At 60.3% G+C, this 19,269-nt stretch carries 22 protein-coding genes and 1 tRNA gene; 18 read left to right on the top strand and 5 right to left on the bottom strand.

Translation table 11 applies throughout. The features are described from left to right. The first annotated feature begins 24 nt into the window (after positions 1-24). The 18 genes from Q7F16_RS16975 (at position 25) to Q7F16_RS16890 (ending at position 13,904) form a co-directional block, all read left to right on the top strand. Positions 25-498: a Dps family protein gene (locus tag Q7F16_RS16975; RefSeq protein WP_014339923.1), complete on the top strand. Its 474-nt coding sequence runs from the start codon at positions 25-27 to the stop codon at positions 496-498. 205 nt (positions 499-703) lie between these two features. After that, positions 704-1,045: a ribbon-helix-helix domain-containing protein gene (locus Q7F16_RS16970; protein ID WP_046062630.1), complete on the top strand. Its 342-nt coding sequence runs from the start codon at positions 704-706 to the stop codon at positions 1,043-1,045. Between the two features lie 275 nt (positions 1,046-1,320). Next, positions 1,321-1,542, top strand: coding sequence for an FmdB family zinc ribbon protein (locus Q7F16_RS16965; protein ID WP_003178589.1), 222 nt, complete (start codon positions 1,321-1,323; stop codon positions 1,540-1,542). Between the two features lie 75 nt (positions 1,543-1,617). Continuing rightward, positions 1,618-3,393 (top strand): aspartate--tRNA ligase, encoded by a 1,776-nt coding sequence (gene aspS / locus Q7F16_RS16960; RefSeq protein ID WP_014339921.1) that lies wholly within the window; start codon positions 1,618-1,620, stop codon positions 3,391-3,393. A 120-nt stretch (positions 3,394-3,513) separates the two neighbouring features. After that, entirely contained in the window at positions 3,514-4,260 is a 747-nt protein-coding gene (locus tag Q7F16_RS16955; protein WP_018614256.1) for a YebC/PmpR family DNA-binding transcriptional regulator, read from the top strand. A gap of 163 nt (positions 4,261-4,423) precedes the next feature. After that, on the top strand, positions 4,424-4,948 hold the full coding sequence (ruvC, locus tag Q7F16_RS16950) for a crossover junction endodeoxyribonuclease RuvC (protein ID WP_046062629.1): 525 nt from the start codon (positions 4,424-4,426) through the stop codon (positions 4,946-4,948). Positions 4,949-5,062: 114 nt separating this feature from the next. Beyond that, the gene (gene ruvA, locus Q7F16_RS16945) at positions 5,063-5,671 is read left to right on the top strand and encodes a Holliday junction branch migration protein RuvA (RefSeq protein WP_014339918.1); all 609 of its coding nucleotides are present in this window, start codon (positions 5,063-5,065) and stop codon (positions 5,669-5,671) included. Next, a complete protein-coding gene (gene ruvB / locus Q7F16_RS16940) occupies positions 5,672-6,733 on the top strand; it encodes a Holliday junction branch migration DNA helicase RuvB (protein ID WP_003178599.1) in 1,062 nt (353 codons plus the stop codon). Between the two features lie 127 nt (positions 6,734-6,860). Further along, positions 6,861-7,328 carry a tol-pal system-associated acyl-CoA thioesterase gene (ybgC, locus tag Q7F16_RS16935; RefSeq protein WP_003205037.1) on the top strand — a complete coding sequence of 156 codons (468 nt, stop codon included), beginning with the start codon at positions 6,861-6,863 and terminating at the stop codon, positions 7,326-7,328. Then, entirely contained in the window at positions 7,318-8,013 is a 696-nt protein-coding gene (tolQ, locus tag Q7F16_RS16930; RefSeq protein WP_014339916.1) for a protein TolQ, read from the top strand. Before ybgC ends, tolQ begins: the two co-directional genes overlap by 11 nt. A 23-nt stretch (positions 8,014-8,036) precedes the next feature. After that, complete coding sequence (tolR, locus tag Q7F16_RS16925) at positions 8,037-8,489, top strand: protein TolR (protein ID WP_409556169.1); 453 nt, start codon at positions 8,037-8,039, stop codon at positions 8,487-8,489. Continuing rightward, positions 8,489-9,568 carry a cell envelope integrity protein TolA gene (gene tolA, locus Q7F16_RS16920; RefSeq protein ID WP_003205033.1) on the top strand — a complete coding sequence of 360 codons (1,080 nt, stop codon included), beginning with the start codon at positions 8,489-8,491 and terminating at the stop codon, positions 9,566-9,568. The genes tolR and tolA overlap by 1 nt, the downstream gene beginning before the upstream one ends. After that, complete coding sequence (tolB, locus tag Q7F16_RS16915) at positions 9,565-10,866, top strand: Tol-Pal system beta propeller repeat protein TolB (protein ID WP_041476111.1); 1,302 nt, start codon at positions 9,565-9,567, stop codon at positions 10,864-10,866. Before tolA ends, tolB begins: the two co-directional genes overlap by 4 nt. A gap of 52 nt (positions 10,867-10,918) precedes the next feature. Beyond that, positions 10,919-11,416, top strand: coding sequence for a peptidoglycan-associated lipoprotein Pal (gene pal / locus Q7F16_RS16910; RefSeq protein WP_003205029.1), 498 nt, complete (start codon positions 10,919-10,921; stop codon positions 11,414-11,416). A gap of 6 nt (positions 11,417-11,422) precedes the next feature. Then, a complete protein-coding gene (gene ybgF / locus Q7F16_RS16905) occupies positions 11,423-12,256 on the top strand; it encodes a tol-pal system protein YbgF (RefSeq protein WP_409556086.1) in 834 nt (277 codons plus the stop codon). Positions 12,257-12,423: 167 nt separating this feature from the next. Continuing rightward, complete coding sequence (gene queE / locus Q7F16_RS16900; protein WP_003205025.1) at positions 12,424-13,071, top strand: 7-carboxy-7-deazaguanine synthase QueE; 648 nt, start codon at positions 12,424-12,426, stop codon at positions 13,069-13,071. 19 nt (positions 13,072-13,090) lie between these two features. Beyond that, on the top strand, positions 13,091-13,765 hold the full coding sequence (gene queC, locus Q7F16_RS16895; RefSeq protein ID WP_172436014.1) for a 7-cyano-7-deazaguanine synthase QueC: 675 nt from the start codon (positions 13,091-13,093) through the stop codon (positions 13,763-13,765). A gap of 63 nt (positions 13,766-13,828) precedes the next feature. Continuing rightward, positions 13,829-13,904: transfer RNA gene (locus Q7F16_RS16890), tRNA-Lys, on the top strand. A 150-nt stretch (positions 13,905-14,054) separates the two neighbouring features. Here Q7F16_RS16890 and Q7F16_RS16885 read toward each other — a convergent pair. The 5 genes from Q7F16_RS16885 to Q7F16_RS16865 all read right to left on the bottom strand — a co-directional run bounded on the left by Q7F16_RS16885 (position 14,055) and on the right by Q7F16_RS16865 (position 19,260). Beyond that, positions 14,055-15,485 (bottom strand): hypothetical protein, encoded by a 1,431-nt coding sequence (locus Q7F16_RS16885; RefSeq protein ID WP_409556085.1) that lies wholly within the window; start codon positions 15,483-15,485, stop codon positions 14,055-14,057. 97 nt (positions 15,486-15,582) lie between these two features. Then, on the bottom strand, positions 15,583-16,770 hold the full coding sequence (locus tag Q7F16_RS16880; RefSeq protein WP_186650383.1) for a cyanate transporter: 1,188 nt from the start codon (positions 16,768-16,770) through the stop codon (positions 15,583-15,585). Between the two features lie 232 nt (positions 16,771-17,002). Further along, a complete protein-coding gene (gene copD / locus Q7F16_RS16875; RefSeq protein WP_046062623.1) occupies positions 17,003-17,914 on the bottom strand; it encodes a copper homeostasis membrane protein CopD in 912 nt (303 codons plus the stop codon). A gap of 4 nt (positions 17,915-17,918) precedes the next feature. Beyond that, positions 17,919-18,305, bottom strand: coding sequence for a copper homeostasis periplasmic binding protein CopC (gene copC / locus Q7F16_RS16870; protein ID WP_409556084.1), 387 nt, complete (start codon positions 18,303-18,305; stop codon positions 17,919-17,921). Between the two features lie 52 nt (positions 18,306-18,357). Then, a complete protein-coding gene (locus Q7F16_RS16865; RefSeq protein WP_409556083.1) occupies positions 18,358-19,260 on the bottom strand; it encodes a copper resistance protein B in 903 nt (300 codons plus the stop codon). Positions 19,261-19,269: the final 9 nt, after the last annotated feature.

The following is a 19,269-nucleotide window of genomic DNA, read 5'->3' as shown; positions in this document are numbered from 1 at the left end:
ATCACCGTCAGGAGATCAACCACCATGGCAATTGATATCGGTATCAGTGAAGAAGACCGCAAGTCCATCGTCGACGGGCTTTCGCGCCTGCTGTCGGACACCTATGTGCTGTATCTCAAGACCCACAATTTTCACTGGAACGTCACGGGGCCGATGTTTCGGACCCTGCACCTGATGTTCGAGGAGCAATACAACGAGCTGGCCCTGGCGGTGGACCTGATTGCCGAGCGCATCCGCGCCTTGGGTTTCCCGGCCCCGGGTGCTTACTCGGTGTATGCGCGCCTGTCTTCTATTAAGGAAGAGGAAGGCGTGCCGGGTGCCGAGGACATGATCCGGCAACTGGTTGAGGGCCAGGAAGCGGTGACGCGTACGGCCCGTGGCATCTTTCCTTTACTGGACAAGGTCAGCGATGAGCCCACTGCCGACTTGCTGACCCAGCGCATGCAAGTTCATGAAAAGACCGCGTGGATGCTGCGCGCGCTGCTGGAGGGCCAGTAACCCCAGGCAGGTGATGGCGGGGCGTGGGCAGCATTCCCAGCGCGCGGCGTGTAGGACGGCGTAATTCGTCGCCTGCCTGCTGTTGGCTTGTCCTACGTCCACGGTCATAAAGTCGTCTGGAACTGGCGATGCCGTTGAGCTTCCATAGAGCCACAGATGGAGTGTTCCAACTGAGAGGTTCGTATGGCAAAGGAGTGTCAACGGTATGATTCAAGGAAAAGAACCGGGGGAGGGTGTGCATGGGCGCTTTCAGTCCATCAGCGTCGATCCGTTCGTCAGGGGGTTCGACATGCAGCTGGTGCGTCCCCTGGCCCGATCCATTCGTCTGAACGGGTTCGCCACCTGCCTGCGGCTGGAGCAGGTCTATTGGGATATCCTTGGCGACATGGCCCAGCTCAACAGCTGCTCCATCAGTACGTTGCTGTCCCATGTGGACAGGGAGGTGCACCTGCGCCATGGCGGGGTGCGCAATTTCAGCGCACTGGTGCGTGTGGTTTGCGTGGTGCACAGTTTGAAGGAGGCCGGGATGGATCATTGTGGGGTCTAGTCCGTCAATGACTGCCAATGCGGTGCATCCCCCAATCCGTGGCGAGGGAGCTTGCTCCCGCTGGGCTGCGCAGCAGCCCTCTTTGTGAGCGCTTCGCACTCAAGCGGGAGCAAGCTCCCTCGCCACAATGAGTCACGCAAGCCTTGAATGAGCAACATGGTCGGCAATGACTGTGCGGTCTTACGGCTGCACAGGCCGCATTTAATGGATATAATCCCGCTCTTTGCCGCAAAGCCCAGCCTTTGCGCGAGTAACCTGATCGCCGAGACAACCCCATGCCGATGTACGACTATCAATGTGCTTCCTGTGGTCATCAGATGGAAGCCATTCAAAAGATCAGCGCGGCACCGCTGGTCGACTGCCCTGCCTGCCAGGCGCCGGAACTGAAAAAGATGCTGTCCATGCCTGGTTTCCGCCTCGGCGGCACAGGCTGGTATGAAACCGACTTCAAGACCGGCGCCAAGAAGAATTTGGCCGGTGGCGACAAAGCTGATTGAGTTGAACACGCGCGAGTGCTTGCACGGGCAGGTCCTCCAACCGAATTTCGAATTACGAGAAGTGAAACCACTACCATGATGCGCAGCCATTATTGCGGCCAACTGAACGAAAGCCTGGAAGGTCAGGAAGTTACTCTTTGCGGATGGGTCCATCGTCGCCGTGACCATGGCGGGGTGATTTTCCTCGATATCCGTGATCGTGAAGGCCTGGCCCAGGTGGTGTTCGATCCGGACCGCGCTGAAACCTTCGCCGCCGCCGACCGCGTGCGCAGCGAATATGTGGTCAAGGTCACCGGCAAGGTGCGTCTGCGCCCGGCTGGCGCCGGCAACGCCAACATGGCGTCTGGCATGATCGAAGTGCTGGGCTACGAGCTGGAAGTGCTCAACGAATCGGAAACCCCGCCGTTTCCACTCAACGAATACTCCGACGTGGGCGAAGAAACCCGCCTGCGCTACCGCTTCATCGACCTGCGTCGCCCGGAAATGGCCGAGAAGCTGCGCCTGCGTTCGCGCATGACCACCAGCATCCGTCGTTACCTGGACGAGAACGGCTTCCTCGACGTCGAGACGCCGATCCTGACCCGCGCCACGCCGGAAGGCGCTCGCGACTACCTGGTGCCGAGCCGTACCCACCCCGGCAGCTTCTTCGCCTTGCCGCAATCGCCACAGCTGTTCAAGCAACTGCTGATGGTCGCCGGGTTCGATCGCTACTACCAGATCGCCAAGTGCTTCCGCGACGAAGACCTGCGTGCCGACCGTCAGCCTGAGTTCACTCAGATCGACATCGAGACCAGTTTCCTCGACGAAAAAGACATCATGGGCCTGACCGAAGGCATGATCCGCAACCTGTTCAAGGAAGTGCTGGGCCTGGAATTCGGCGAGTTCCCGCACATGACCTTCGAAGAGGCCATGCGCCGCTACGGTTCCGACAAGCCAGACCTGCGTAACCCGCTGGAGCTGGTGGACGTGGCCGACCAGCTCAAGGAAGTGGATTTCAAGGTGTTCAGCGGCCCGGCCAACGACCCGAAATGCCGTATCGCGGCCCTGCGCGTTCCTGGCGGAGCCAGCATGCCGCGCAAGCAGATCGACGACTACACCAAGTTCGTCGGTATCTACGGTGCCAAGGGCCTGGCCTACATCAAGGTCAACGAGCGCGCCGCGGGTGTTGATGGCCTGCAATCGCCGATCGTGAAGAACATCCCTGAAGCCAACCTCAATGTGATCCTCGATCGCGTGGGCGCGGTTGACGGCGACATCGTGTTCTTCGGTGCCGACAAGGCCAAGATCGTCAGCGAAGCCCTGGGCGCGCTGCGCATCAAGCTGGGTCACGACCTGAAGCTGCTGACTTGCGAGTGGGCGCCAATGTGGGTCGTTGACTTCCCGATGTTCGAAGAAAACGACGACGGCAGCTTCTCCGCGCTGCACCACCCGTTCACCGCGCCGAAGTGCTCGCCGCAAGAGTTGGAGGCCAACCCGGCCACCGCTCTGTCGCGCGCTTACGACATGGTCCTGAACGGCACCGAGCTGGGTGGTGGTTCGATCCGTATCCATCGCAAGGAAATGCAACAGGCCGTGTTCCGCCTGCTGGGCATCAACGAAGCCGAGCAAGAAGAGAAGTTCGGCTTCCTGCTCGACGCCCTGAAGTACGGTGCGCCGCCCCACGGTGGCCTGGCCTTCGGCCTGGACCGCCTGGTGATGCTGATGACCGGCGCCCAGTCGATCCGTGAAGTGATCGCATTCCCGAAAACCCAGAGCGCGGCCGATGTCATGACCCAGGCGCCGGGTGTAGTGGATGCCAAGGCATTGCGCGAGTTGCACATTCGTCTGCGTGAACAGCCAAAGGCTGAGTAAGGCTGGCACCTGAGAGGGCGCATCTTCGGATGCGCCTTTTCATTGGGGTCGATATTTCTGATTGCCGGCCACTGCGTACGCGCAGGGCGGGCAATGTTCCAAAGAGAAACGGAGCGAGTTATGGCAGGTCATTCCAAGTGGGCGAACATCAAGCACCGCAAAGAACGTCAGGATGCCAAGAGAGGCAAGATCTTCACCAAGTGGATCCGTGAGCTGACGGTCGCGGCCCGCCAGGGCGGCGGCGATCCGGGTTCCAACCCGCGCTTGCGCCTGGCCCTGGACAAGGCGCTGGGTGCCAACATGAGTCGCGACATCATCGACCGGGCCATCGCCCGTGGCGCCGGTGCGACCGAGGCCGACAACGTTGAAGAGCTGACCTACGAAGGTTACGGCCCAGGCGGTGTGGCGGTGATGGTCGAATGCATGACCGACAACCGCAACCGTACTGCGGCAGCCGTGCGTCACGCGTTCAGCAAATGCGGTGGCAACCTGGGCACCGACGGCTCCGTGGCCTATCTGTTCGAGCGCAAGGGCCAGATCAGCTTCGCGCCGGGCCTCGATGAAGATGCCCTGACGGAAGCCGCCCTGGAGGCCGACGCCGATGACGTGGTCAGCCACGAAGACGGCTCATTCGACGTGTTCACTTCGTTCGCCAGCTTCTATGCCGTGCGCAACGCCCTGGAGGCGGCCGGTTTCAAGCCCGCCGACGCGGAAATCGTCATGCAACCGACCACCAGTGCCGAACTGGACCTGGAAGGCGCCGAGAAGGTGCTCAAGCTGATCGACATGCTTGAGGACCTGGATGACGTGCAGAACGTCTACTCTAACGCCGACATTCCGGAGTCGGTGGCTGAACAGCTGGGCTGAGAAGGCCTGTTCAACTATTGACGATTGCCAATGATCAACCTGTGGGAGCGAGCTTGCTCGCGATAGCGGTACTTCAGTCAACACTGTGCTTGCTGATCCAACGCCATCGCGAGCAAGCTCGCTCCCACAGGTCTGGATAACTCCCCTTCAAACCGCAGGCGCTATGACTTTAATCCTTGGTATCGACCCTGGTTCGCGCATCACCGGCTACGGTGTGGTTCGCGATACCGGGCGCGGCTGTGTGTACGTCGCGTCTGGTTGCATCCGCACCGGGGCGGGTGAGCTGCACGAGCGCTTGCAGATCGTTTATCGCGGCGTGCGCGAGGTCATCCAGACCTACGGCCCGGTGACCATGGGCATCGAAAGGGTCTTCATGGCGCGCAACGCCGATTCGGCCCTGAAGCTGGGGCAGGCCCGGGGCGCGGCAATCGTGGCGGGTGCCGAGGAAAACCTGGAGATCGCCGAATACACCGCGACGCAAGTCAAGCAGGCGGTCGTCGGAACAGGGGCGGCGAACAAGGAGCAGGTGCAAATGATGGTGATGCACCTGTTGAAACTGGTCAGCAAGCCGCAGATCGATGCCTCCGACGCCCTGGCCATCGCCATTTGCCATGCCCACACCCGTTCCAGCCTGTTGCCTCATGGCCTGGGGGCCGCACGCAGTCGTGGCGGGCGCCTGCGTCTCTGATAGCATCAGCGCTTCATTCATGAACTCGAGTCAGTTGCGCCTGTGTTGCCGGCCTTTATGCTCGTGTTGATATTCGCCAGCCAGCGCGCTGGCCAACACCCAAGGATCTGAACCGTGATTGGACGCTTGCGCGGCACCCTGGCTGAAAAACAGCCGCCGCACCTGATTCTGGATGTAAACGGCCTGGGCTATGAGCTGGAAGTGCCCATGACCACGCTGTATCGCTTGCCGTCGGTCGGCGAGCCGCTGACCCTGCACACCCATTTGGTCGTGCGCGAGGATGCGCAGTTACTCTATGGCTTCGTCGGCAAGCGCGAGCGGGACTTCTTCCGCGAACTGATTCGTCTCAATGGCGTCGGCCCGAAACTGGCCCTGGCCTTGATGTCGAGCCTGGAAGTCGATGAGTTGGTGCGTTGTGTGCAGTCCCAGGACACCTCGGCCCTGACCAAGGTGCCGGGGGTGGGCAAGAAAACCGCCGAGCGCCTGCTGGTCGAACTCAAGGACCGCTTCAAGGCCTGGGAGACGGTGCCGGCGATGTTCGCCCTGGTGCCGAACCAGCCGGACGCGCCGGTGCCTGCGGTCAGCGCCGAAAACGATGCGGTCACCGCACTGATCTCCCTGGGCTACAAGCCGCAGGAAGCCAGCAAGGCGATTTCCGCTATCAAGGAAAAAGGCCTGAGCACTGAAGATATGATTCGTCGTGCCCTGAAGGGAATGATTTAAGTGATTGAAGCTGACCGTCTGATCGCCGCCACGGGCGCGCCCCGTGACCGCGAGGAAATCCAGGACCGCGCGATTCGTCCTGTCAGCCTGGCTGACTACATCGGTCAACCGACTGTGCGCGAGCAGATGGAGCTGTTCATCCAGGCGGCTCGTGGGCGCAGCGAGTCGCTGGACCACACCTTGATCTTCGGCCCGCCGGGCCTGGGCAAGACCACCCTGGCCAACATCATTGCCCAGGAAATGGGCGTGTCGATCAAGAGCACGTCGGGGCCGGTCCTCGAGCGGCCGGGCGACCTGGCGGCGCTGCTGACCAACCTTGAGCCCCATGACGTGCTGTTCATCGACGAAATCCATCGGCTGTCGCCGATCGTCGAGGAAGTGCTGTACCCGGCCATGGAAGATTTCCAGCTCGACATCATGATCGGCGAAGGCCCGGCGGCACGCTCCATCAAGCTCGACCTGCCGCCTTTCACACTGGTGGGCGCCACCACTCGCGCTGGTATGCTGACCAACCCGTTGCGGGACCGTTTCGGTATCGTCCAGCGCCTGGAGTTCTACAACAACGCCGACCTGGCGACGATTGTCAGTCGCTCGGCGGGCATCCTCGGGTTGCCGCTGGACCCGGACGGTGCGTATGAGATCGCCCGGCGTGCCCGGGGCACGCCGCGGATCGCCAACCGCCTGCTGCGCCGGGTCCGGGATTTTGCCGAAGTCCGGGCCAAGGGCCACATCACCAAGCCGATTGCCGACCTGGCGTTGAACCTGCTGGACATCGACGAGCGTGGCTTCGACCATCAGGACCGGCGCCTGCTGCTGACCATGATCGAGAAGTTCGACGGTGGCCCGGTGGGCGTGGACAGCCTGGCCGCGGCCATCAGCGAAGAGCGCCACACCATTGAAGATGTACTGGAACCGTACCTGATCCAGCAGGGCTACATCATGCGTACCCCTCGCGGGCGCGTGGTGACCCGCCATGCTTATCTGCATTTTGGCTTAAACATCCCGACACGAATGGGTGAGATGCCAGTGGTAGACGAATTCCTCGATGCCGTGGACGATTGACCGAACTCGGTACGCCGACTTTTTTCCAGTTCGTGCTGTCCCAGACGACGCCTGGAGCGTCAATGCGTTCGAGAATGAAAAAACAGTTGCCTGGCCGATTGGCAACCTGAGGAGTAAGCACTAGAGTATGCGCGCGCAAAACGGGCTGGAGTCGTTCGCACATCGCTGTCGCGTTTATTACGAGGACACCGATGCTGGCGGCATCGTCTACTACGTCAATTACCTCAAGTTTATGGAACGGGCTCGAACCGAACGGCTGCGGGAACTGGGTTTTGCCCAATCCGCGCTGGCAGGGGAGGACCTGTTATTCGTCGTGCATTCCAGCGAAGCGCGCTACCACGCGCCGGCGCGACTGGACGACGAACTGGTGGTAAGTGCCGATGTCATCGAATTGAACCGTGTCAGCCTGCGCTTCAAGCAGCAGGTCAGGCGGGCTACGGATAACGTGCTGCTCTGTGAAGGGCAGTTTTTGGTGGCCTGTGTGCGCACCCATAGTTTGAAACCCCGGGCCATTCCCGAAGCTCTACGTGCGGCCTTTGCTGGCGTGAGCGGCGCGGGTACACACTCAGAGCAGGAGATAAAGCGTGGAAGCTAACGTCGTCGACCATTCCTCCATGTGGAGCCTGGTCAGCAATGCCAGCGTCGTGGTGCAACTGGTAATGCTGACCCTGGTAGCCGCATCGGTGACCTCATGGATCATGATCTTTCAGCGCAGCAACATGCTGCGCGCCGGTCGTCGTGCCCTGGAGAGCTTCGAGGAGCGCTTCTGGTCCGGTATCGACCTGTCCAAGCTCTATCGCCAGGCTGGCAGCAACCCGGACCCGGATTCGGGCGTCGAGCAGATCTTCCGTGCCGGTTTCAAGGAGTTCTCCCGCCTGCGCCAGCAGCCGGGCGTCGACCCTGAAGCGGTGATGGAAGGTGTGGCCCGTGCCATGCGCGTTGCCATTTCCCGCGAGGAAGAAAAGCTCGAACAAGGCCTGTCGTTCCTGGCCACCGTCGGTTCGGTCAGCCCGTACATCGGTCTGTTCGGTACCGTGTGGGGGATCATGAACTCCTTCCGTGGCCTGGCTTCTGCCCAGCAAGCAACCCTGGCCACCGTGGCCCCGGGCATCGCCGAGGCACTGATCGCCACCGCCATCGGTCTGTTCGCGGCCATCCCGGCCGTTATCGCCTACAACCGCTTCGCCGCCCGCAGCGAAATGCTGACCGGCCGTTACTACACCTTCGCCGATGAATTCCAGGCGATCCTGCACCGCAAAGTGCACACCAGCGAAGAATAAGCAGGTATTTCCCAATGGCTTTAATCGCTCGAGCCCGAAAAAAGCGCAAGCCGGTTGCCGAGATGAACGTGGTGCCCTACATCGACGTGATGTTGGTGCTGCTGGTCATCTTCATGGTGACCGCGCCGATGCTCAATCAGGGCGTGAAGGTCGATCTGCCCAAGGTTTCCAGCGAAGCCTTGCCGCAGGACAACAACACCCAGGTACTGACTATTTCGATCAAGGCTGACAAGACCTACTACTGGAACCTTGGCAGTGAAGTCGACACCGAGAAGCAGCAGGACCGGGCCAGGACCTTGCCGCAGATGACCGATGCAGTGACCAAGATCATTCGTGTCGGCAACGATGCCGGCAAGCGCACGCAGGTCTTCATTCGCGGCGACAAGACCGTCGACTACGGTGCCGTGATGGGCGCCATGGGCGGCCTGCAGAAAGCCGGGGTCGGTAATGTTGGCTTGATCACCGAGGCCCCCTGATGCAGCAACAGCGAGAGCCGTCCGCCTCGGAAAGCTATTTCTGGCCCAGTGTCCTGGCCATCGGCCTGCATGTGCTGGTGTTCGGCATGCTGTTCGTCAGTTTTGCCATGACCCCGGAGCTGCCGCCGGCCAAGCCGATCGTGCAGGCGACCTTGTACCAGCTCAAGTCGAAAAGCCAGGCCACCACGCAGACCAACCAGAAGCTTGCCGGTGAGGCGAAGAAATCCGCCGCGCGCCAGACTGAAGTCGAGCAGATGGAACAGAAGAAGGTCGAGCAGGAAGCGATAAAGGCCGCGGAACAAAAGAAAGAGGAAGCGGCTCAAAAGGCCGAAGAAGCCAAGAAAGCCGATGAGGCGAAGAAAGCGGACGAGGCGAAAAAGGCTGACGAAGCCAAGAAAGCCGACGAAGCGAAGAAAACCGCCGAGGCAAAAAAGGCAGAAGAGAAACAATTGGCTGATATAGCCAAGAAGAAAGCCGAAGAAGAAGCCAAGAAAGCCGCTGAAGAAGAGGCCAAGAAAGCGGCCGCTGAAGAAGCGAAGAAAAAGATCGTCGAGGACGCGAAGAAAAAAGCGGCCGAGGACGCCAAGAAGAAAGCTGAAGCTGAAGAGGCGAAAAAGAAAGTCGCCGAAGACGCGAAGAAGAAAGCCGCCGCCGACGCCGCCAAGAAAAAGGCCCAGGACGCAGCGCGTAAATCCGCCGAAGACAAAAAGGCCCAGGCCTTGGCAGATTTGCTTTCCGATACGCCGGAGCGCCAGCAGGCCTTGGCCGATGAACAGGGCGATGAAGTCGCCGGCAGCTACGATGATCTGATTCGTGCCCGAGCGGCAGAAGGCTGGGCTCGTCCACCTTCGGCGCGCAAAGGCATGACGGTAGTATTGCAAATCGGCATGTTGCCCGACGGTACGGTTACCTCGGTCAGCGTCGCCAAGTCCAGTGGTGACGGTCCGTTCGACGCTTCGGCGGTCGCAGCGGTCAAGAACATTGGGCGATTGACGGAAATGCAAGGAATGAAACCGAGCGACTTTGCTCCCTATCGTTCATTCAAGATGACATTCACACCTGAGGATCTAGCCTTGTGAGAAACCTTCTTCGATCAATGCTGGTCGTTATCTGCTGCCTGGCAGGGATAGCGGTAGCAGAGGAAAAGAACATTCTGGTCACCAGCGGCAGCGACCGGGCGACCCCGATCGCCGTCGTACCGTTCGGCTGGCAGGGCGGTAGCGTCCTGCCGGACGACATGGCGGAAATCATCGGTAACGACCTGCGCAACTCGGGTTACTACGCGCCGATTCCGAAGCAGAACATGATCAGCCTGCCGACCCAGGCCAGCGAAGTCATCTACCGTGACTGGAAGGCCCTGGGCGCCCAGTACATCATGGTCGGCAGCATCGTTCCGGCCGGCGGTCGCCTGCAGGTCCAGTACGCCCTGTTCAACGTCGCCACCGAGCAGCAAGTGCTGACCGGCAGCGTGTCGGGCAGCGTCGATCAGCTGCGTGACATGGCGCACTACATCGCCGACCAGTCGTTCGAAAAACTCACCGGCATCAAGGGCGCGTTCTCTACCCGCATGCTCTACGTGACGGCTGAGCGTTTCTCCGAGAACAACACCCGCTACACCCTGCAGCGTTCCGACTATGACGGCGCACGTGCGGTGACCCTGCTGCAGTCGCGCGAGCCGATCCTGTCGCCGCGCTTCGCTCCCGATGGCAAGCGCATCGCTTATGTCTCGTTCGAGCAGAAGCGTCCGCGCATTTTCGTGCAGCACATCGACACCGGTCGTCGTGAGCAGATCACCAACTTCGAAGGCCTGAACGGCGCGCCAGCCTGGTCGCCGGACGGTTCGCGCCTGGCGTTCGTGCTGTCCAAGGACGGTAACCCGGACATCTACGTGATGAACCTTGCTTCGCGTTCGATCTCCCGCGTCACCAACGGCCCGGGCATCAACACCGAACCGTTCTGGGGCAAGGATGGCTCGACCATCTACTTCACCTCCGACCGCGGCGGCAAGCCACAGATCTACAAGACCAGTGCCGGTGGTGGCGGTGCCGAGCGCGTGACGTTCGTCGGTAACTACAACGCCAACCCTAAACTGTCGGCGGACGAAAAGACCCTGGTTATGATCCATCGCCAGGATGGTTTCACCAATTTCAAGGTGGCGGCCCAGGATTTGCAGCGCGGTAGCGTAAAAATCCTCACTGATAGCACTCTGGACGAGTCACCTACTGTTGCGCCCAACGGCACCATGGTAATCTACGCCACCCGCCAGCAGGGCCGGGGAGTCTTGATGCTCGTGTCCATTAACGGACGCGTGAGGCTCCCGCTTCCTACCGCTCAAGGCGAAGTCAGAGAACCGTCCTGGTCCCCTTACCTGAACTGACGCGGCGCTATACGTTTTACTTAACACACTGGGGTTCATTAGGAGTTTCACGATGGAAATGCTGAAGTTTGGTAAATTTGCTGCGCTGGCTCTGGCCATGGCTGTAGCTGTAGGTTGCTCGTCCAAAGGCGGCGACAATGCCGGTGAAGGCGCTGTTGATCCAAACGCTGGTTACGGCGCTAACACCGGTGCAGTTGACGGCTCCCTGAGCGAAGAAGCTGCTCTGCGCGCAATCACCACCTTCTACTTCGAATACGACAGCTCGGACCTGAAGCCAGAAGCCATGCGCGCTCTGGACGTTCACGCCAAAGACCTGAAGTCGAACGGCGCTCGCGTTGTTCTGGAAGGCAACACCGACGAACGTGGTACTCGTGAGTACAACATGGCACTGGGCGAGCGTCGTGCGAAAGCCGTTCAACGCTACCTGGTACTGCAAGGTGTTTCCCCAGCTCAGCTGGAACTGGTTTCCTACGGCGAAGAGCGTCCAGTTGCTACCGGCAACGACGAGCAGTCCTGGGCTCAAAACCGTCGCGTCGAACTGCGTAAGTAATTCGTCATGCGAACGTGCCGTCGTGCTGTAACTGTTCTGGCTCTCAGCCTCGCGCCGCTTGCGGCGTGGGCTGCGGTTCCTGTGGTCGATAACGATGCCGGCTATAACAATAGCGGGAGCAGCTATCCGCCTGCAGGTTACGGTACGAACGGCGCCTATGCCGGGGGAGGGGTTTCGGCCCCTGTCTCGGCACAGGGCGAGCTGTTCAACCAGCTCCAGCAAATGCAGGATCAGCTGTCGCGCCAGCAAGGCGTGATCGAAGTTCTGCAGAATGATATTTCGCGCATGAAGCAGGAAAACCTGGAGCGATACCAGGATCTTGATCGGCGCATAGGATCCGGCGTTGCACCTGCCGCGACTCCCGAGAATTCTCCAACCGGTGGCGACTTGAACGCCCCCGGTGCAGCCGCAGGCGCGGGGGCAGTCGCTCCCGCAGCACCTGCCGCCGGTGGCGAGCCGGCTGATCCGGCGAAGGAAAAGCTCTATTACGATGCTGCCTTCGACCTGATCAAGGCCAAGGATTTCGACAAGGCCAGCCAGGCCTTTGGCGCTTTCCTGCGCAAATACCCAAACAGCCAGTACTCGGGCAATGCCCAATACTGGCTGGGCGAAGTGAACCTGGCCAAGGGCGACCTGCAAGGCGCTGGCCAGGCGTTCGCCAAGGTTTCGCAGCTGTATCCCAAGCATGCCAAAGTGCCGGATTCGCTGTACAAGCTGGCTGACGTAGAGCGCCGCCTCGGTCACACCGACAAGGTAAAAGGCATTCTGCAACAGGTGGTGGCCCAGTACCCGGGCACATCTGCGGCCCAGTTGGCCCAACGTGATCTGCAACGCATGTAAGCCGGGTTGACCCTGTCTTGAAGAAACCCGCGCCTGTCGCGGGTTTTTTCGTTAGAATTCACGCCCTTTTTATGAAACACGCTTTTTGGGATCTGCGCGTTGGCGGGGTTCCTTGAAGTGCCTGACGGAGGCGGACAGCCTGTTTAGCTGTTACGCCCGTGGCGACTATGCAAGACACATTGAGAATCACCGAAGTTTTTTACTCGTTGCAGGGTGAAACGCGGACGGCTGGGCTGCCCACAGTATTTGTGCGCCTCACCGGTTGCCCGTTGCGTTGCCAATACTGCGACAGTGCCTACGCGTTCAGCGGCGGCACCTTGCGAACCCTCGACGATATCCTGGAGCAAGTGGCCAGTTATCGTCCGCGTTATGTCTGCGTCACGGGCGGCGAGCCATTGGCACAACCCAACGCTATCCCCTTGCTCAAGCAGTTGTGTGATGCCGGTTACGAGGTTTCGCTGGAAACCAGCGGCGCCTTGGACATCTCGGCCGTCGACCCGCGCGTCAGTCGCGTCGTGGACCTGAAGACTCCAGGTTCCAAGGAAGCGCACCGCAACCGTTACGAGAATATCGAACTGCTGACGCCCAACGATCAGGTCAAGTTCGTGATCTGTTCGCGGGAGGATTATGACTGGGCCGTGTCCAAGCTGATCCAGTACGGACTCGACCAGCGGGCTGGTGAAGTGCTGTTGTCGCCGAGCCATCACGATTTGAGCGCCCGGGACCTGGCGGACTGGGTGGTGGCGGATAATCTGCCGGTGCGCCTGCAACTGCAGCTGCATAAATATCTTTGGAACGACGAGCCGGGGCGCTGATATGACTGAACATTCGAACATTGCAGAAAAACGTGCGGTCATCCTGTTGTCCGGCGGCCTGGATTCGGCCACCGTCGTGGCCATGGCCCGTGCCGAGGGTTACCGCTGCTATACCATGAGTTTCGATTATGGTCAGCGCCACCGCGCTGAACTGCACGCCGCCGAGCGAGTTGCCCGGGACCAGGGCGTGGTGGAACACAAAGTGATCGGCCTGAACCTCAACGGCATCGGCGGCTCGGCCTTGACCGACAGTTCCATCGATGTACCCGAGACGCCTGGCGAAGGCATCCCGGTGACGTATGTGCCGGCGCGGAACACCGTATTTTTGTCCTTGGCATTGGGCTGGGCCGAAGTGCTGGGCGCCCGTGACATTTTCATCGGCGTCAATGCCGTGGATTATTCCGGTTATCCGGATTGTCGCCCGGAGTTCGTCGAAGCCTTCGAGCGCATGGCGAACCTGGCGACCAAGGCCGGCGTAGAGGGGCAGGGTTTCCGCATCCAGGCGCCGCTGCAGAATCTCAGCAAGGCCGACATCGTCAAGGCGGGCGTGAAGCTTGGAGTGGACTACGGGCTCACTGTTTCCTGCTATCAGGCCGACGATCAGGGGCGCGCGTGTGGCAAGTGCGACAGCTGCCGCCTGCGTGCAGAAGGCTTTGCGGCGGCAGGCGTGAGCGATCCAACCCGTTATTTTTGATTTATTTCAAATTAGGTGTTGAATAGTCCTTAGAAATCAGTATTATACGCGCCACCACACAGCGGGTCGTTAGCTCAGTTGGTAGAGCAGTTGGCTTTTAACCAATTGGTCGTAGGTTCGAATCCCACACGACCCACCATTTTTTGCAGTTTTAAAAGTCTGGAAGGCCCACGAAAGTGAGGATTTCCGGATTTTTTTTTTGCCTGAAATTAAGTGTCCCCCCGCCCAAGGGCAGGGAGTCAGCAGTCCTGTCGTGGAGCCGTCGCCATGCTCACGACTGCCAGGGCCATCAGTTCTTTTTCTCGCCCAGCGTGGAGCGATGAATTCCCGGAACCAGCGCTTCCCACGCGAGCCAACGTCCTGCGTGGATCTGCCATGAGGGCACCCGACAGGACCATTCGTCCTGTGGTTTCCTGGCGAATACCGGCAGCCGAGGCTTGCGCACAACCTTGCTATTGAGCGTGCTCACACAGAACTTCGAGTAGTTTTTCAGTTCCTTGAGTTCAAGCGACAGCATGTCTTTCGGGCACAACAACAGTACGTCCCCAAAGGAATACAACTGGAACGCCTCGACTTCTATTTTTTGCGCAGCAACCTGACGTGTTTTCCACAGGGTGGCGCTCAGATCTTGCAGCTTTATATCCTCGGGCAAGGTGTATCGCTCCGCCGTTTGTTGGCGAACCGATAAGCCGCCTGCTGCGATGTAGGTGATCTGGCTCAAACTGCCCGGCGAGAGCAATGTGAAGGCGCAGAAGGCGAGGATCATTGCGATCAGGCCATTGAAGGTCCGTCTGTAGATGTCCCCCTTGAAACAATAAAATATGACGACCGGTAGCAGGGTGAAGATGAGTGTCAGCCAGGACAGGCCCGCCACGTAGGGGACGGTGTCAGGCGTTTCCCTCTCCATATATGAACGTATCGTCAGCAGGATTGGAAAAGCGGCGAAGATCACGGTGACGAATATGGAGATCGAGAGCAGGGTGACGAGCCAGAATTCTTTGCGGGCCCATACCCACGACTGCAGCTGCTGCCATTTTTCTTTTAGCCAGAGCCACGCTGGCGTCGTCTTGTTCTTGAGTGCCTGCAGACGGGTAAGCCATTTTTGCAGGCAGGCCTTCCGGGGACGGGCAGGCTTATGCGGCTGCAGCTTTTTTCGCTTTATTTGTTGATGGGCTGCCAGGCGTTTCAAGCGGGCTCGCTCCAGCCTGGCTTGGACAAGTGTGCTTTTCCTGATGATTCTTTTGAACGGCGTGAATGCGTACATGAGAAAGCACGCAACGAAGACGATCAGGAGCAATGCCGCGAATATCGTCCAGGCGTTCAATGTGGACAGGAAGAAGGTGGCCCAGATGAACGCGCTAAATCCCACAACCGTGGGGAACACCAGATAGAAAACAATCTTCGGTTGGTGGTCCTTCATGTTTGAAAAAAGCGAAACCGAGCAGCCGAACATCCACGTTGTCGCACCCAGGATGAACAAGTACGACAGCATCAGCAGCAGGACCAGCACGACCCAGACCAGCAGTGCAGACTTCACATCGATGGACGGCATGAACAGATCGATACGTCCAATCGTGCGGGTATAGAGATACAGCGTGATGAACCCAAGCCCTGTCGCGAGCAGGCCTAACGTGACGGTGATCTGGGTCCAATAGGAAAGAATGCGTTTGACGGTGTGCTTGAGCACTTCAGCGAAGGTTCTGTCAGGTATGACGGACAAGGCGTAGCTCCCTTACGAGGTAAAAATCCTGGCAGGTATAGTAACGCCAAGTCGCACCCGCTAAATCTTCAACCTGGCAAGTCCTCCTACTGGAAATTCAGCGGATGTGCTGTCCGTAATGTTTCGGGTCCAGGCGCAATACCATCACCATCATCAACGCCATGACCGCCGTGAGCGACCACCAGGCCCACTGAAAACTCCCCAATTGGTCGCGGATCATCCCGGCAATCAATGGCGAGAGCCCGGCGATGAGATAGCCGACACCCTGCACGAAGGCAGTAAGGCCGCCGGCCCGGCGTGGGTTGTCCAGGTGGTCGAGGGATACGATCAGGCTCATGGGGAACAGGCCGCCGATACCCAGCCCCAGCAGGCAGGCCCATAGCAGGCTGAAGCGTTCCGGGCTGAGGATCAGGCCGCAGAAGCCGCCGATGATCAGGGCCAGCAGGACGGTGAGAACCAGGCGTTTATCCCGGCTGCGGTTGGCAATCGCCGGGGTGACCAGCCCAGATAGCACTTCCATTGCGGTGAGGAACCCCAGCAGCAGGCCTGCGTGCTGTTCGCTCCAGCCCTTTTCCACGTAGTACGGCGCCAGCCAGGCCAGCACGCAGGTGTAGGAGGCGGTACCCAGGCCAAAGAAAATCGCCAGGAGCCAGGCCCGGGCGTTGCTGGAAAACGCTTCGTGACGTCGGGACGCCGCTTCGGGCAAGGGCGTGACGTTCGAGCGCTGGGCGTACCAGCAGCCCAGGGCGACCAGCGCCAACAGTGCCCAGATCGCCATCCCGATGCGCCAACTGCCGGTCTGCGTCAGGACAAAGGGTGAAAACGATGCGGCAAGCGCCGCCCCGCCCATGATGGAGGTGACGTACAAGCCCATGAACAGCGAGACGTTGTCGGCGAAGCGCGATTTGATCAGTGCCGGCATCACCGCCTGGATCAAGGCAATCCCGAGCCCGGCCACGACCGCACTGGCGATCAATCCGGCGGCGCTGTCCAGGTACAAGCGCGAGGCCGTGGCGAGACCAATGATCAACAGCGACAGCACGATGGTGCGGTGTTCACCGATGCGCAGGGCGATGCGCATGCCCAGGAACATCGCCAGGCCCATCGCCATGACGGGCAACATGGTCAACAGCGAGGCGGTACTGAAACTCAAGGGCACCTCGCCGCGAATAGCCGACAACAACGGCCCGACTGCCGCCATTGAGGGCCGCAGGTTCAGCGCGACCAAGACGATGCTGACCATCAGCCAGACGGCGTGGGTGCTTGAGGTTCGAATGTTTTCCATGGAGCCGCCTTTGCTGGACAAAGGGGCATTTAGGCTGGCTCCAGTCGTTGTGGGCAAATTGAAAATCGGAAAGCGGTATTTAAAAATCCGATGGCGCTACGGGCGCTTGTCCGAGAGCTCAATGCCCATTCCTTGTGGGAGCGAGCTTGCTCGCGATGGCAGCAATATCTTCACATCAATACAAGCTGACCCACCGCTATCGCGAGCAAGCTCGTTCCCACAGAGGGACGGTTTAATCCGGCATCGGGCTCAGCGTCCCCAGCCACGCCACCAATCCCAGGATGATCACCGCTACAGTGAACTCCAGGACCATGCTGCGCCGCAGGGCATTCACAGCGACCCCGTGCTCACCGGTCTGTCGGGCCTGCTCCAGCAGTGGGCTCAGGTGAAAGCGGTTCAGCGCGGCGAACACCAGCATGGCCGCGAACAAGATGAGTTTGAGCGCCAGCAACTGTCCATAGGTACTGTCGAATAAGCCTGCGACGTTTGGGCCGACGATAAACAGATAATTCACCACCCCCGTCACGCTGATGACCACCACGATCACCGCCCCGGCGCTTTCAAACCCGGTCAACGTCCGGGCCAGTACCGCCAACTGGGGGGCGGCCTGGCGAAGCAGCAGGGCGAACGCGGCCAAGGCGCCGACCCAGCCTCCCGCCGCCCACAGGTGCAGGAAGTCGGTGATGAAGTGCCAGTTCCGGCGTGCGCCTTCGTCCATGGCGCCGTGCCCTGCCCAGGCCAGCGTCGCCAAGGCCACCGCCCCGCCCAGCATCGCCAGGCCCAGGCTGGCGGTCGGCCAGCGTGTATTGAGCGTCACGGCGAAGCCGGCCAGCAGCAGCGCCGCCATGCGCAGCGTCCACGTCATACCGACATCGGTCTCCAGTACCATCATTTCAATGTGCGGCCACAGCTCGGCCCAGTCCGCAACGCCGCTCATGGCCCAGGCCATGCACGCCATGGCGGCCAGGGAGAGCAACCCGCCCAGCACCGCCGTGGTCAGCAGCAGCGGCGTGAAAGGCAACTGCGCGCCCGACACCCGCTCCTGGCCTCGCAGGCTATAGAGGCCGAACGCGGCCAGGCCGAACAACAGCATCAAATCCAGGTACAGGGCAAAGCGCAGCACAATGTTGATCGAGTCGCTCATCAACTCACTTCACCTTGAACGTGACGTTACCGGTGATTGGGTGAGTGTCGGACGACACCGCGCGCCACTGGACCTGATAGGTGCCGGCGGTGAGGGGCGCATTCGGCGTGATAACCATGTTTTTCGGGTCTTCGCTGCCGGAAACCTTGGCTGGCATGGGCATGGGTGAATGCGCCGCCATGCCGGGCATGGCGGTCATCATCAGCTTGGCGCCGGAAAACTTGGTCAGCAGGTTTTCGGAGAAGTGCAGCTCGATCTTTGCCGGTGCCGCACCTTCGGCGCCTTCGGCGGGTGTAGAGGACAGCAGTTTCGGGTGGGCCTGGGCCAGGCCACTGACCAGCAGGCCGGCGGACAAGGCAACGGCGACAACAGCGGTTTTGATGAATGACATGCAAGGACTCCTACAGCTTGGTTTTTAGTTTTTAGTGAAGCAGGTAAGCAGCTCAGAACCACATGCGCACGCCCAGCACCAGGCGCGCTTCGCTGCGGTCTTCGCCTTCTTCCCGGGCGTAATCGGCGGTGTTGCCGTAGACCCGATTCCAGGTGAAGCCAATGTAGGGCGCGAATTCGCGGCGTATTTCATAACGCAGCCGCACGCCGAGTTCGGTGTCCGACAGCCCTGAGCCAACACCACGGGCGGGATCGTTCTTGCCATAGAAGTTGACCTCGGCGGTGGGCTGCAGGATCAACCGATTGGTCAGCAAGATGTCGTAGTCACCTTCCAGCCGCGCCGCGCTCTGGCCACCTTCACCGATGAACGCGGTGGCCTCGGCTTCGAAGTTGTACAGCGCCATGCCTTGCACGCCGAAAGCGGCCCAGGTTTGTGGATCGCCCGGCTTGAAGTCCTGGCGTATGCCGGCCACCACGTCCCACCAAGGACTGATGGCGTGGCCCCACAGGGCCTGAAGTTCCGCCTCTTCGGTCTTGCCGTTGAGGCGTTCGCCTTCGGAGCGCAGCCACAAACGGTCGATGTCGCCACCGATCCAGCCGGAGGCGTCCCAGCTCAGGGCGCTGCCATCATCGGCGTCTTGCCATTCGAGTTGGTCGATGAGGAAAAACGAATTGATGGCGCTGTCATGCACCGCGTGTCCGCCATGATCCTCGTAGACGGCGGCGCGGTCGGCGGCGGTCAGTTCCGGGATCGGTGTGCGGCTGGTGGTCGGCGCTGATTGCATGGGTTCCATGCTCTGCATCGAGTCCATGCCTTGCATCTGGCTATGGTCCATCCCGGGCATCTGGCTGTGATCCATGCCTTGCATGTCGTTGCCCGCCGCCCAGGCCGAGGTGCTGGCGCCGAGGGTCAGGCTGGCAATGAGTGCCATGGGGTATTGAAAAACAGTGGTCATGGTCGGCTC

The sequence above is a fragment of the Pseudomonas sp. Lb2C2 genome (genome assembly GCF_052112205.1).
Lineage (GTDB): Bacteria > Pseudomonadota > Gammaproteobacteria > Pseudomonadales > Pseudomonadaceae > Aquipseudomonas > Aquipseudomonas kilonensis.
This window is presented reverse-complemented; position numbering and strand designations above follow the sequence as displayed.